The sequence below is a fragment of the Chryseobacterium sp. Tr-659 genome (assembly GCF_011752975.1).
GTDB lineage: Bacteria > Bacteroidota > Bacteroidia > Flavobacteriales > Weeksellaceae > Chryseobacterium.
In genome coordinates this window covers 39,991-54,634 of the sequence record NZ_VWWP01000011.1, presented here as the reverse complement: position 1 = coordinate 54,634, position 14,644 = coordinate 39,991, and the positions used below count along the sequence as shown (strand labels likewise).

At 36.4% G+C, this 14,644-nt stretch carries 12 protein-coding genes; 9 read left to right on the top strand and 3 right to left on the bottom strand.

Annotation, left to right across the window (positions count from 1 at the left end):
* The first annotated feature begins 3 nt into the window (after positions 1–3).
* From F3J23_RS19530 to F3J23_RS19520, 3 genes are all read left to right on the top strand, one after another.
* Entirely contained in the window at positions 4–831 is an 828-nt protein-coding gene (locus F3J23_RS19530) for an alpha/beta hydrolase (RefSeq protein WP_167032888.1), read from the top strand.
* A 96-nt stretch (positions 832–927) separates the two neighbouring features.
* Positions 928–3,423 (top strand): phenylacetic acid degradation bifunctional protein PaaZ, encoded by a 2,496-nt coding sequence (gene paaZ / locus F3J23_RS19525; RefSeq protein WP_167032886.1) that lies wholly within the window; start codon positions 928–930, stop codon positions 3,421–3,423.
* A gap of 142 nt (positions 3,424–3,565) precedes the next feature.
* Positions 3,566–4,180 carry a transposase gene (locus F3J23_RS19520; protein ID WP_167032884.1) on the top strand — a complete coding sequence of 205 codons (615 nt, stop codon included), beginning with the start codon at positions 3,566–3,568 and terminating at the stop codon, positions 4,178–4,180.
* A gap of 59 nt (positions 4,181–4,239) precedes the next feature.
* On the opposite strand, the gene F3J23_RS19515 is transcribed toward F3J23_RS19520, so the two are convergent.
* Entirely contained in the window at positions 4,240–4,923 is a 684-nt protein-coding gene (locus F3J23_RS19515) for a CPBP family intramembrane glutamic endopeptidase (protein WP_167032882.1), read from the bottom strand.
* Between the two features lie 226 nt (positions 4,924–5,149).
* Here F3J23_RS19515 and F3J23_RS19510 point away from each other — a divergent pair, with 226 nt between their 5' ends.
* Genes F3J23_RS19510 through F3J23_RS19500 form a run of 3 tightly spaced genes read left to right on the top strand, consistent with a single transcriptional unit; the run spans position 5,150 to position 7,166 of the window.
* Entirely contained in the window at positions 5,150–5,686 is a 537-nt protein-coding gene (locus F3J23_RS19510; RefSeq protein ID WP_167032880.1) for an SMI1/KNR4 family protein, read from the top strand.
* Positions 5,687–5,727: 41 nt separating this feature from the next.
* Positions 5,728–6,456 (top strand): DUF4241 domain-containing protein, encoded by a 729-nt coding sequence (locus tag F3J23_RS19505; protein ID WP_167032878.1) that lies wholly within the window; start codon positions 5,728–5,730, stop codon positions 6,454–6,456.
* A gap of 23 nt (positions 6,457–6,479) precedes the next feature.
* Positions 6,480–7,166: an SMUG2 DNA glycosylase family protein gene (locus F3J23_RS19500; RefSeq protein WP_167032876.1), complete on the top strand. Its 687-nt coding sequence runs from the start codon at positions 6,480–6,482 to the stop codon at positions 7,164–7,166.
* A gap of 87 nt (positions 7,167–7,253) precedes the next feature.
* Here the strand turns inward: F3J23_RS19500 and F3J23_RS19495 are convergent, their stop codons facing one another.
* Both F3J23_RS19495 and F3J23_RS19490 read right to left on the bottom strand, forming a co-directional pair.
* A complete protein-coding gene (locus tag F3J23_RS19495) occupies positions 7,254–8,075 on the bottom strand; it encodes a T9SS type A sorting domain-containing protein (RefSeq protein ID WP_167032874.1) in 822 nt (273 codons plus the stop codon).
* Between the two features lie 38 nt (positions 8,076–8,113).
* Positions 8,114–8,662 carry a phage tail protein gene (locus F3J23_RS19490; RefSeq protein ID WP_167032872.1) on the bottom strand — a complete coding sequence of 183 codons (549 nt, stop codon included), beginning with the start codon at positions 8,660–8,662 and terminating at the stop codon, positions 8,114–8,116.
* A gap of 255 nt (positions 8,663–8,917) precedes the next feature.
* On the opposite strand from F3J23_RS19490, the gene F3J23_RS19485 reads away from it, so the two are divergent.
* The 3 genes from F3J23_RS19485 (at position 8,918) to F3J23_RS19475 (ending at position 14,578) form a co-directional block, all read left to right on the top strand.
* The gene (locus F3J23_RS19485; RefSeq protein WP_167032870.1) at positions 8,918–9,682 is read left to right on the top strand and encodes an enoyl-CoA hydratase/isomerase family protein; all 765 of its coding nucleotides are present in this window, start codon (positions 8,918–8,920) and stop codon (positions 9,680–9,682) included.
* A 428-nt stretch (positions 9,683–10,110) separates the two neighbouring features.
* Positions 10,111–13,062 (top strand): SusC/RagA family TonB-linked outer membrane protein, encoded by a 2,952-nt coding sequence (locus tag F3J23_RS19480; RefSeq protein WP_228455386.1) that lies wholly within the window; start codon positions 10,111–10,113, stop codon positions 13,060–13,062.
* Positions 13,063–13,072: 10 nt separating this feature from the next.
* Positions 13,073–14,578: a RagB/SusD family nutrient uptake outer membrane protein gene (locus F3J23_RS19475; protein ID WP_167032866.1), complete on the top strand. Its 1,506-nt coding sequence runs from the start codon at positions 13,073–13,075 to the stop codon at positions 14,576–14,578.
* Positions 14,579–14,644: the final 66 nt, after the last annotated feature.

The window sequence follows — 14,644 nt, the reverse complement described above, 5'->3', positions numbered from 1 at the left end:
AATATGATAAAAAAAATTGCACTTGTATGCAGCATGATGTTGGCGATGAATAGTGTGGTGTCAGCACAGACCGTTACCACAAAACCGCTTACCATCGGAGAAGTGAGGACCATCAAGTCCAAAACATTAAATGAAGACAGAACGTTGAATATTTATCTTCCACAAGGATATGATAAAACAAAATCATACCCGGTGATCTATTTATTGGATGGAAGTATGAATGAAGATTTTATTCACGTGACGGGATTAGTACAATTCTTTAATCAGATGTATTCCATGCCGGAGACCATTGTAGTAGGAGTTGCTAATGTAGACAGAAAAAGAGATTTTACTTTTCATACGGATTTAAAAGACCTGCAGAAAGACTATCCTACAACAGGACATTCAGATAAATTTATTGCATTCCTTGAAAAAGAATTAAAGCCTTATGTTGAAAGCCAGTTTAAAACCACAGATAAATATCTTTTCGGTCAATCTCTTGGAGGGCTTCTGGCAGCAGAAATACTTTTGAAGAAACCGGAAATGTTCAACAACTATTTTATCATCAGTCCAAGTTTATGGTGGGATGATGAAAGTCTTCTCAACCAGGCAGGAGCACTGCTTTCAAAATCTCCGGATACTAAAAAGTTTGTTTATGTTTCTGTAGGAAAAGGAGAGCATCCGGTAATGATAAAAGATGCTGAAGCATTCTACGATGTTTTGAAAAAAGCAGGTAAGAAAAACTGGACATTAGAATATAAAATGATGGAAACAGACAATCATGCAACCATTCTTCACAGAAGTTTATATGAGGGATTAGTGAAAATGTTTCCATATCAGGAACCGAAATAAAAGATAAATGTAACAATATGCCAATGTGAAAATGTAACAATAAATCCATAATAATTGGTAAACTGTTACACAGCTGCATTGATAAATTAAAATTTTATGGAAAAGTTAAAAAACTACATCTACGGACAGTGGGTAGAAGGTACCGGAAGTGGAGTTCCTTTGTACAATGCCGTTACTGGTGAGCAGGTAGCAATTTCTGATACAGAAGGGCTTAATTTTGAACAGGCTCTTGATTACGGACGAACAGTAGGATACAAGAACCTTTCTTCAATGACTTTCTACGATCGTGGTGAGATGCTGAAAAAGGTGGCACTCTATCTGTTGGAAAGAAAGAAAAAATATTACGAATTATCATATAAAACGGGAGCTACACACGTTGATTCATGGGTGGATATTGAAGGAGGTTTCGGAACTTTCTTTACCTATTCAGGATTGGCAAAAAGAATGCTGCCCAACACTCCGTTTTGGGTAGATGGAGATACTCAGAAAATCTCTGCAAACGGGACTCATTTGGGAACGCATATTCTTACTCCAAGTGAAGGTGTTTCTGTACAAATCAATGCTTACAATTTTCCGGTTTGGGGAATGTTGGAAAAGTTATCCACATCATTATTGGCAGGAGTACCATCTATAGTAAAACCATCTCCTTTCGGGTCTTATCTTACCAATGCAGTATTCCAGGATATGATTGAAAGTGGAGTATTGCCTGAAGGTGCCGTTCAGTTAGTATGTGGAGAACCAGGAAATATTTTAGATTATGTACAAGACGGGGACTCTGTTTTATTTACAGGTTCTGCTCATACAGGTAGAAAATTAAAATCTCTTCCTTCTGTTGCAGGTAATGCTGTTCGTTTCAATATGGAAGCTGATTCATTGAACTGTTCTATCTTAGGGCTTGAAGCAAAACCGGGAACGCCTGAATTTGACTTATTCATCAAAGAAGTTCGTAACGAAATGACCACGAAAGCAGGACAGAAATGTACGGCAATCAGAAGAATTATCGTTCCTGAACATCTAATCGGTGACGTTCAGAATGCTTTGTCTAAAGCTTTAGATCAGACGAAAATCGGAAATCCGTTGAGCAGAGAAACCAGAATGGGATCTTTGGTGGGAAGACAGCAGTATGAAGAAGTCCTGAGAAAAATAAACATTTTAAAATCAGAAACAGAACTTGTCTATGATGGAAAACACGAATTGGTAGATGCCAACTATGAAAGCGGAGCATTTATGAGTCCGAAACTATTCCTGAATGACAAGCCGTTCGAAAAAAATATCTCTCATGATGTAGAAGCCTTTGGCCCCGTATCTACATTGATGCCATACAAAGATGCCGAAGAAGCAGCTGCGCTGGCAAAAAGAGGAAAAGGAAGTCTTGTGGGATCTATCATTTCCCATGATGAGAACTTTATCGCAGAAACTTCCTGGAAGATGGCTTCCCAGCATGGAAGAATCTTTGTACTGAACAGAGATAATGCTAAGGAAAGTACAGGGCACGGCTCACCTCTTCCGACATTAATGCACGGCGGTCCTGGTAGAGCAGGTGGTGGTGAGGAAATGGGCGGACTAAGCGGTCTTCATTTCTTTCTGCAGAAAACAGCAATCCAGGGATCACCGGATGTGTTGAAAGCAATTACCAAAATTTACCAGCAGGGAGCAGAGAAAAAATTTTCAGACAAACATCCTTTCCAAAAATATTTTGAGGAAGTGGAAGTGGGAGATTCTCTGGAAACAGCTGGAAGAACCGTTACTGATGCTGATATTGTCAACTTCTCAAATGTTTCATGGGATCACTTCTATGCACATACGGATGCAACAAGTTTGTCAGGAACAATCTTTGATAAAACTGTAGCTCATGGATATTTTATCCTTTCTGCAGCAGCAGGATTATTCGTTTCAGGTAAAAAAGGACCTGTTATTGCTAATTATGGATTAGAGGAATGTAGTTTCTTCAAACCTGTATATGCCGGAGATACAATCACTGTTTATTTAACTGCTAAAGAAAAAATCAACAGAGGTGTAAAAGGAAGAAATATTCCTTCCGGTGTTGTAAAATGGCTGGTGGAAGTAGTAAACCAAAGAGATGAGGTAGTTTGCGTAGCAACGATATTGACATTGGTTGCTAAACAATCTCCTTTTATAGACCTGAATGTGAAAAATGTTCAGAAATTATTGAACGGATTAACGGAAAGTACTCCTGCGCTTTGGGGGAAAATGTCTCCACAACAGATGATAGAACATCTTGAGCAGGCAGTTTTAGTGAGTTTTGGAGAGCCGGAAGCAGAAAAATGTTTCACTCCGGAAGAAAATCTTGAAAAATGGCAGGATTCTCTTTACAACCACAGAGCAATGCCAAAAGAATTTACAGCTCCATTCCTTCCGCAGGACGGCTCGCTTCCTGAACCAACACACAAAAATTTGGAAGCAGCAAAACAGTCATTCATGGATAATCTGAAGAAATTTGTAATCTATTACAAAGAAAATCCACAAGCAGAGCACATGAACTATGTTTTCGGAAAACTGAATAAAGAAATGTGGGAGCTGATGCATAGAAAGCATTTTACCCACCACTTCCAGCAATTTGGATTGATTTAATTCAGGAAAATATAAATTTAAAATCCCTTTCATTCAATGAAAGGGATTTTTTAATGGACGATTATCCTTGTCAAGGTTTTAAACCTTGACAAGGGTAAGTATAATTCATTATATTTTCAAAGCTTAAAAAAGACAAAATTAAATGGCAGATATTAGAACTACTCCCATTGAAGCAGATTGTTTTTATCATATTTATAATCGCGGTATTAACGGAGAAACAATTTTTAGATCAGAGCGGAATTATGAGTTCTTTCTCAATAAAGTCTCGGAATTTCTTATTCCTGTTTGCGATGTATATGCCTATTGCCTCATGTCTAATCATTTTCATCTTTTAGTAAAGATAAAGTCTGATCTTGAATTGAACAGCCTTGTCAAGGTTGGAAACCTTGGCAAGGCTACAAAAACAGGTCTTCACTCTCCTCAAAATGTTTTCTCAAAACAATTTTCCCGAATTTTCAATTCTTATTCCCAGGCTTTTAATAAAGAGAATAAAAGACATGGTGCTCTTATTGAATCTCCATTTAAGAGAAAATTGATTGCGTCGGATGAATATTTAATTAATAGGATCATTTATATTCATCAAAATCCTAAAAACCATTCTGTTATTGAGTTTACAAAATATAATTTTTCCTCCTACCAATCTATTCTGAGTAAGTCGAAAACATTATTGAGAAGGGATGAGGTAATTGAGTTATTTGATGACAGAGAAAATTTTGTATTGTCACATCAAAAGGTGATTGATTTTGATGAATTTTAATGATCCTCATTTATCCTTGTCAAGGTTTTAAACCTTGACAAGGATAAAAGGTAAGTAGATTACCACCTTTTAACCTTAAAATACCCATACACCAAGAGCGGCAGAGCTAATATCTGAAACACAAAGACAAGCAGTGAAGGAATCCCTTCGAGGTGGCTTTCGTTAGCTTTTATAAAGACCAGCTTACCTAATGGGCCGTTCGAAAATACAATAATATTGAATAAATTCCAGCCCAGATGAAGACCTATAGGGAGATACATCGATTTTGTTTTGGCAAAAGATAATGCCAGTATCCATCCAAAGATGGCGGTCATTACAAAAATAATTCCCATTTGGAATGGATTTGCGAACGCATTATAAGAAAACCAATGGTAGATTCCGAAACAGGCAGCAGAAAGCAGACAGGCTTTAGTGTTTCCCCATTGTTCAATAGCAAGATAAAGTAAAGCACCTCTGAAAAGTAATTCCTCAAATAATACAGATTTTACAACCCACCATAAGGCCATTAAAGATGCGTAAAATTTTAATTGATTATTCAGGTTATTCAGGATCCAATTGTTGTTGATAAATGCTGTTGTCATGAAATGATAAAGACTGCAGACCGCTGCTGCTAAAAGAAAACCAATACTCCATTGAGTCAGCCTTGTTGGGCTGGGCTTCAATCCCAAAACAGAAAGATCCTTTTTTACACTGAACTTAAGAAGGAGCCATGAAATAATAAGCTCAATTATAATTCCAATCATGGGCTAAGAGTTTTAGTTGAGTGAAAGTTGTATTTCATTGAAAACGAATTTAATAAAAAAACAAATGCGAATTAGAAAACGAAAATTTAAAACTGTAAATATTATGAATCGGTTCCTTTTTCTCTTCTAAAAAAGCTATCTTTAAAACTCTTAATACCTTGTCAGGGTTTTAAATCCTGATAAGGGTATTGGAACCAGATCTCTCTTTTTAATTAAATAAAATACTATGGAATTAAAATTTTTCAAAGACTTTGACTTTACAGATTTCTGGAATGAAAGCAGTTATTCACAAAGAGATTATATTGAAAAGTTTCCGGATGATGAAATGATTGCTTCAGTTGAAGAAGAGCTCGGATATAAGCTTCCTGAATCTTATATTGAACTCATGAGAATTCAAAATGGCGGGTTGGTAGATAAAGATTGCTTCCCGACAACAGAAAGTACCTCATGGTCAAATGATCATATTGCAATAACCGGAATTATGGGTATTGGTAGAGAAAAGACCTATTCGGTTTGTGGAGAATTAGGAAGCCAGTTTATGATTGAAGAATGGGGATATCCCAATGATGGTGTTTACGTTGGAGATTGTCCTTCCGCCGGGCATGATATGATTCTTTTGGATTATTCAAGCTGTGGAAAAGATGGGGAACCAGAAGTGGTGCATGTAGATCAGGAATATGATTATAAAAAAACTTTCCTAGCCAAGGATTTTGAAACTTTTATCAAAGGTTTAAAGGCAGAGGAAGATTTTGAAGATGAATAAATGAATCCTATCTTGAAATTTCAATCATAAAATAAAAAATAATGGACAATAACTGGATGAAAAAATGGGAAGAAATAAAGGATATTCTTATATCTCCTGTAGATATTGAGGCTTATTTTATTTCAGATAAAATTATGGATCAGAAAATGGAAGTGATGGAAATTGGAAATGTTTCTCTGCCTTCCGGAAAAGTAATTGTGAGAGATCCGTTGGCGTATTTAAACGCAGAAGAGAAACCTTATTTTGTAGAAGTTCCGAAAGGAAACTTTCCCGTTTCAATTGCTGTAGTAAAAACAGAAGAATGGGGTGATCGGTATGCTGCCGTAAAAGTCGAGTTTACAAAAGAAAGGCCTGTGCTTTACCGTGAAGCATTGATTGGAATTGAAAACCTTGAAGGAGTTAAAGAAGGAGAGTATTTCGGATTTGGAGTAGATACAGGATTAGGATGTGTTACAGATCAGGAAGTGGTTCCTTATGTGGATAAGTTTATTTCAGAATTAAATGTTGATAATATTTATGATGATTATTTTGCAGAATTATTTGCAAAAAGCTATAACGAAAATCCACAGAATCAACGAGATTTGGGAGATTGGATCAATTGGACGGTGCCTGGTACAGACTATAAGATTCCAATGTTTGCGAGTGGATTCGGGGATGGCCTCTATCCGGTTTACTTCGCTTATGATGCACAAGAAAAAATATGTGGTCTTTATATTCACTTTATTGATATCGAACTGATGCTGTCCGAAGAGGAGGATGAAGATCTTTAACACCCTAAAATAAAAATGATTTCATGAATAAAACTTTCGCAGACCTTGTTATTGAATTCAATAAAAACCTTAGCTATGCAGGAAATCTTCCTGAAGGCTTTGAAGTCCTGAATCCGTATCTGGATAATCCGGAAACATTAACGGTTATGCAAAAATTTTATCATAAATACTATGAGGATTCTGATAAAAGAAAATTTATTATCGGAATCAATCCAAGCCGCCATGGAGCCGGTGTTACAGGAGTCCCGTTTACCGATACCAAAAGACTGGAAAGCGTTTGTGGAATAAAAATGGAATCTGCCCGTACCCATGAAGTTTCTTCTGTTTTTGTATATGACATGATTGAAGAGTATGGCGGAGCAGATCTTTTCTATAAAGATATCTATATCAACTCTCCATTTCCGCTGGCTATCGTAAGAAAAACAAGAAACGGATGGTTGAATGCAAACTATTATGATGATAAAGAACTGTTCAATTCAGTCAAAGACTTTATGATTGAATCTTTGAGAAAGCATATTAGTCTTAATCTGGATACATCAGAGGTTTTTATTCTCGGTAAAAAGAACGCAGATTTTATTTTAAAACTGAATAAAGATGCAAAACTGTTTGATAAAATGACTATTCTGGAACATCCAAGATATATTCAGCAATACAAATTAAAAGAGAAGCAGCTTTATATTGAAAAATATCTTCTGGCCTTGAAAAAATAAAATTCCCTGATCGTATGATCAGGGAATTTGTCATTTATGAATTAGAATCTTTAAGGGGGAACAAATACATATGTAAATTTCCTGGGATTAGTTTTTAATAACTTTGGTTGACTCAGTAGCTGTTTTGATGTAGTAAACTCCTTTCGGGAATTCAGAAATATTAATTTCATTATTACCTTTCTGAGTTTGAACTGTTTTCAGCATTTTACCTTCGGAACTATAGATTTGAGCCTCTGAAGCCTTATCTGTTTTGATGGAAAGAAGTCCGTTCGTTGGATTAGGATAAACGCTCAGGTTATTTTTGATATTTTTTGTTTCTGCGGTTCCTAATACCAAGTTGCTGTCTTTTACCCAAGTGAAGGCATCAACTGCAAGATAATAATAGTTTCCTCCTAAAGTAAGCTGTAGCTCATCAATAACGATGTTGGTATAATTCTGACCATTCAGGTTGGTAAGATCAATCAGAGTATATCCGTTTGTGCTTCCAAGTGTTGTGGCAAAACCAGTGGTTTTTGTCTGAGAGAATTTAGTAACTCCGCTCAATTTTCCCGTTATTGTAAGAGTCCCGGTTGCATTTAGGTTTGTGAACTTGTCAGCAGCAAATACCCAGAAACGGTTTACTTTAAACAGGTTAGAGGTTGTTTTAATACTGAAAGATGCACTTGCAGGAGATACATTAGATGTGTTGTCAATATATCTGTTGTCATTAGCAGTACCATTCCAGCCTGTTCCTGGAAAGTTTACGATTGTAAAAGTAGATACCTGCGAATTGATATTGAACGTTACTCCGTTATCTGTAAAATTGGTACTTCCTGCGGATTCAGTTTCAAAAGTTTCTGTACTGGTCTGCCCAAATGAAAAAATTGAAATGAGCAGACTACAAATGGTTAAAAAAGTAGTGCTTTTCATAATTGATGTTTTAAATATTAGGTTATTATGTGATGATATTATCCTCGTGAAGGATATATACCTTCTATACAGATAATATAGTTTAAGCCAAGAAATGGTGGCATATTGTTCATCGGAATATTCTGTCCTACAAATGCAATAGATTTAGAGTTAATAGCCGTATCCGGATCCGTATCTGAAAAGCTTGGCACAGGATCAAAATTTCTTCCGTTAGGAATCCCTGAAATCGCAATAGAAGATGCCGCAGTAGGTGCTGCAACGTTAGCATTTTGGTTTTTAACTTTAAACTGAAACCCTGCTCCTATGCTTGGAAGGTTTGATGCCAGAATTGTATTTTGAGTAGTACCGGCAGATATTCCTAAAGGGTAATTTTCGTTAGTGCTTACAGTTCCGGATCCTAATGCGATACGTCCTTTTAAGTTAGGTAAAGCGAATGTTGTGATCCCGTCCCCGCCGTACGTGGTTCCTAAAATAGAGAATAAAGCAGAATTTCTAGAAATGCTTAATAAGCTTCCGTCACAAAACATCCAGCCTCTTGGTGCAAAATTTCCTGCAAATAATTTAACGATTCCAATGTATTCTTCCATGGTAATAATTTTTAGGTTTAAATGTTCTTACTCTTTTCTATGGCTTTTCAGATTCCGCCTTTGTTGTTATTTGTTTAGGTCAAAGGAACGATTTATAAAAAATGAGAACTAGAGTAGAAAATACTAAATTGAGTACTCCGTATTTCTACGTAACAACTGCTGTAATAGAGAATATTTTAAATAGAAATTATCCTCTTTAAGTTTCTCTAAAAGAGTGGTATTTCGTATTTTTGTAAGAATTCAATAAAACTAAAAATGAGCGAATTTGTAGCATCAGAAATTAAAAATAATATTGCCGAAATTACTTTCGGAACTCCAAAAAGCAACTCTTTACCCGGAGCAATCTTAGAAAAACTTGCTGTAGCAATCCTTGAAGAAGGAGCAAAAGATGAAGTGAAAGCGATCTTAATAAAAAGTGAAGGAGAAAAAGCATTTTGTGCAGGAGCTAGTTTTGACGAACTTTTAGCAATTGAAGAACTGGAGGCATCCACTCAGTTCTTCGGTGGTTTTGCAAAAGTACTGAATGCCATGAGAAACTGTGGAAAAATTGTAGTGGTGAGAGTTCAGGGAAAAACTACCGGTGGAGGTGTAGGAATTGCCTGTGGTGCTGATTACTGTTTTGCTACAAAAGATTCTGCATTAGCTCTTACAGAAATTAACTTAGGGATTGGCCCTTTTGTAATCGGTCCTTATGTAGAAAGAAAAATTGGAAAATCACAGTTTTCCGCAATGGCTATTGATGCAGATTTCAGATCTGCCGAATGGGCGGAACAGCATAATATTTATCATTCCGTTTCAGAAAATATTCAGGAAATGGATAACCAGCTTGAAAAATTTTTACAAACACTGGCATCCAGAAGTAGTGATGCATTGGCTTTAATTAAAAAGGTTTCATGGGAAGGTACGGATCATTTCAATGATTTGATGCCCGCAAGAATTCATATGAGTGCAAGTCTTATTCTTGAAGATTCTGCCAAGAAGAATATAGAAGCTATTAAAGAAAGATTGAGAGTAAAATAAGTTTAAGCAACAACTGATTTTAATCTGTATATAAGCCGGGAAAACATTTTGTTTCCCCGGCTTTTTTATGCCTTTTTATTTTTTTTAAATTGAATTTAAATGATTCTCAATATATTTTAAATTAAGCCCTTTTTTTTATCTTATTATTTTTTGATTATTTGCGTTTTATTTTACCTAACAAGTGTTAATTTGTTAATTAATTATTGTTTTTAACATTTTATATATAATGATTTAACGTATTTTAAATGTTTGTTTAATATTTTAAAAACTAATTTAACTCAATTTTAACTTATATTTTTAATTAATTAATTATTTTTAGTTAAAAATATTAATCAATTTAATTAAATTAATTAAATGTTCATTTTTGTTGTATTATTAACAATTTTTATTACATATATTTGCTTCACTACTGTTAAAATATGTTAAATATGAAAATGAAATTAATATTGAGTACTGCTGTGCTGTTCTTTGTAGGAGGACATCTGGTGGAAGCTCAAAAGACAAAACGTGACACAATCCCTCAGGATACTAAGATTGATGAAATCGTAGTAGTAGCTTATGGAAGTCAAAAAAGGGAAACCATGGTAGGTTCCAATACCGAAGTTAAATCAAAACAATTTGCTGATCGTCCCATAACAAGTATCGGACAAGCATTGGATGGAGCCAGTGCCGGTGTGAAGGTGAGTACAGGAACTGGCCAGCCTGGAAGTTCTCCCAGTATTCAAATTCGTGGAATAGGTTCCTATGGAATTTCAACATCTCCCTTATATGTTGTAGATGGAACCATATATACCGGATCTCTTGCTGCTATTAATCCCAATGATATTGCATCATTCAATATCCTGAAAGACGCTGCTTCAACATCTTTGTATGGCTCTGCGGCAGCTAATGGTGTTGTTTTAATCACCACTAAATCCGGGAAAAAAGGAGGAAAAGATGCCTTTAACTTTAGCATGAGCACCGGTGCGGTGGGAAGATCAATTCCTGAGTACGACAGAGTGAATGTCTATCAGTATTACCCTCTAATATGGGAAGCTATCAGAAATGGTAGAATAACTTCAGTGCCCGGTACATCAGTAGCAGATGCCAATGCTTATGCAACCGCACAATTGATTTCAGGAGTTTTGAAAACCAACGTTTTTAACGTTCCCAATGATCAATTAGTGGTAAATGGAATTTTGAATCCGGATGCCAAACTGAAGTATACAGATTTAGATTGGCAAAAACCCTTAATGAGTACAGGTTTCAGACAGAATTATGAATTGAATTACAGCGGAGGAAGCAATACAACAACTTATTTTTCTTCAGTAGGATATACCAACGAGACCGGATATCTTATTAAGTCAGATTTTGAAAGATTTACAGCCAGGTTAAAAGTAGATTCACAAGTTAAAAGCTGGTTGAAGTTAGGAACAAGTATCAGTGGGGTATCTTCTAATGGAAATAATTCTGTAGATGGAGCTGATAACAATTCCGCATATATTAACCCATACAGATGGACAAGAACAATGGGCCCAATTTATAGCCCGTATGCTCATGATCCTAATACATTTGCTACTCTTTATGATAATGAAGGAAATATAGTGTATGATGCAGGAAGTAACAGAGGTGCTGATGCTGCTGCAGGAAGGAATGTAATTCAGGAAACACTTTTAAATAAAGATCTTTCTAAAAATTATTATATTATATCCAGAGCTTATGCTGAAATTAAAGTAGATCCTTATCTTACTTTATCCACCAATGCAGGATATGATATCAGAAATAACAGAAGAAGTACCTATGGAAATAAAATTATTGGAGATGCAGCTCCAGGAGGTTCTGCAGAGAAATATAGCTTTACAGAGCAGACCTTTACCTGGAACCAGCTCCTGAACTATAAAAGAAAATTTGGAGATCATAATTTTGAATTCCTTTTAGGACATGAAAACTATAAATATACTTACGAATATCTGTATGGATATAAAAAAGGCCAGATCGTAGATGATAATGATGAACTGGTAAACTTTGTGACTCCTGCATCTCTTACTTCACGTACGGATAACTATAGAAAAGAAGGAGTGTTTTCACGATTGAATTATGACTATAAATCAAAATACTTGCTTTCAGGGTCTATCCGTTGGGATGGCTCATCCAGATTCGCTAAAGATGTAAGATGGGATTCATTCTGGTCTCTTGGTTTAGGATGGAGATTGAAAGGGGAGGAGTTTTTAAGTAACTCTAATCTGATCAGTGAATTAAAATTGAGAGGTTCTTATGGTGAAGTTGGAAACGATGGAACCAATAGTTATTATATGTACAAGAGTACCTATACCCTGGGATATAATAATGCCCAGGAACCGGGAATCTTATTTGGCTTTCTGGCAGATCCTAAGATTACCTGGGAGGCTAACAAACAAACCGATGTAGGGGTTGATTTCGGCTTTTTGAATAATAGAATTACAGGTTCCGTAGAATACTATAACAGAGTTACTGAAGATCTGATCTTCCCGGTTCCACTTCCTGTTTCTTCAGGAGTTCCGGATAATACAATCAGCAGAAATGTAGGGACTATGTATAACCGCGGATTTGAATTCAGCGTGAATGCAGATGTTGTTAAAACTCAAAACTTCACCTGGAGTATCAATGCGAATGCATCAACACTTAAAAATCAAATAACACAACTTTCCGATGGTATAACGGAAATTATTAATGGGACTAAGAAAATTTCTGTAGGGCATTCAATATATGATTATTGGTTAAGACAATGGTATGGAGTGGATCCTGCCGATGGTTCTCCTTTATTTCTTGTTGCTGATGCATATGCCAATACAACAGCTACAGATATAAGAACGGTAAATGGTACCCAGGTGACCACCAACTTTAATAAAGCGAAATATGATTATTCAGGGACAGCTATTCCTGATCTATTTGGAAGTTTCGGAACATCAATTACATATAAGCAATGGTCATTATCAGCAATGTTTACCTATCAGTTAGGAGGGAAAACATATGATTCCAATTATGCAGCATTAATGTCCAGTTATTCTCAAGGAGGAGCTTTAAGTACAGATATTCTGGACAGATGGACAACTCCGGGGCAAATCACAGATGTACCGGCACTCAACTCTACAACGTATACAAGTTCAAATGCCGCTTCATCAAGATGGTTAGTAAGTTCAGATTTTATTACTTTTAGACAGGCAACGCTAAGCTATAGTTTAAATCCTGAAACTTTATCCCAGCTTGGTGTATCAGGGTTAAGAATCATTGTTTCCGGTGAAAACTTGTGGAGCAAAACAGCAAGAAAAGGATTGGAGCCGGCTCAAGCATTCAATGGTACCGCATCAAACAGATATACTCCGGCGAGAGTGGTAACAATAGGATTTAATGTGTCTTTTTAAATAAAAAATTATGAAAAATATCAAAAAACAATATATAAAATGGGCTCTGGTCCTTTCAGTATTCACAGGAATGGTTTCGTGTCAGAGTGATTATCTTGAAACGGACCCTACCACTGCGGCTTCCGAAGAAGCGGCATATTCAAGTGCATCCAATCTGATGGCAATTATTAACGGTATGCATAGAGATATGTATTACAGGCAAAATGACAATCAGGGGCAGAACGGTCAGGGTGGAGTTATGATTATGATGGATGCCCTGGGAGAAGATCTGGTGTTTCCATCTACGGGAAATGGCTGGTATATTTCAACAGTGAGATGGCAGGATCAGGTAAATGAAAGTGGAGCTAATGATTTTTATCCCTATCAGTTTTATTATGCTTTGATCAGAAACGCCAATCTGGTGATAGCTAATGGCCCTTCAGTTCCTACCTCCAACGCAGCGGATATAGCCACTGTTAAAGCAGCCATTGGCGAAGCATATGCATTCAGAGCTTTCTGTTACTATATGCTGGTTCAGATTTATGGTAAAAGATATGTGCCGGGTGCAAATAATACACAACTTGGAGTTCCAATCAGATTGGTAGCCAATGAAATTCCTTTGGCAAGAAATACCGTAGAAGAAGTGTATACGCAGATAGGTAAAGATCTTGATGAAGCAGCCACCAGGCTGGCGGGGGTTAGCAGAGCTACAAAATCTCATTTCAATGACAAAGTAATTTTAGGATTGAGAGCCAGGATTGCATTAACGAAAGGTAATTATGCAGCGGCAGTTACAGCGGCTCAATCAGCTCGTGCAGGATTTGCTTTGATGGATAATACAGCTTACACAGCTGGCTTTAATAACCTTGCAGGAAACGGTGAGTGGATGTGGGGTGCTACAATTATAGCAGATCAGGGAGATACATTTTCGAACTTTGGTGCCTATATGTCGAGAAACTTCAATTCAACTAATATTCGCCAGGCTCCAAAAGCAATTAACAATAAATTATTCTTATCATTTCCTTCTACCGATATAAGAACAAAGAATTTTGATCCTACAGGAGCACACACAGCTCTTGCTTTACCTTTAACATATTCTAAATTTCCATATACAAGTCAGAAGTTTCTTGCTGCAAGCCAGGCGGACAGCAGAGTTGATGTACCTTATATGAGATCTGCAGAAATGTATCTTATAGAAGCAGAGGCTTTGGCGAGATCAGGAGATGAACCCGGTTCTAAAGCTGTTTTTAATGTGTTTGCGAAAAATAGAAACCCTTCTTATGCAGGTGCTGCCACTACCGGAGCTGCATATATTACTGAAATTCTTAACAGCAGAAGGCTGGAATTTTGGGGAGAAGGTTTCAGATTCCTGGATCTGAAAAGACTTAACCAAGGTTTAGACAGAACGGGAGCTAATCATTCTTCTGTGGTTACTAATAACGTAATGACAGTTGCCAATACAGACTTGCGTTGGGAATTCCTGATTCCAAGAACTGAAATCAACGCCAATCCATTGATTGTCCAAAATCCATTGTAACACGTACAAATTTTAATATTTCACGGAGGACTCTGCTTTTAGCAGGGTCCTCTTTTTTGTATGTAT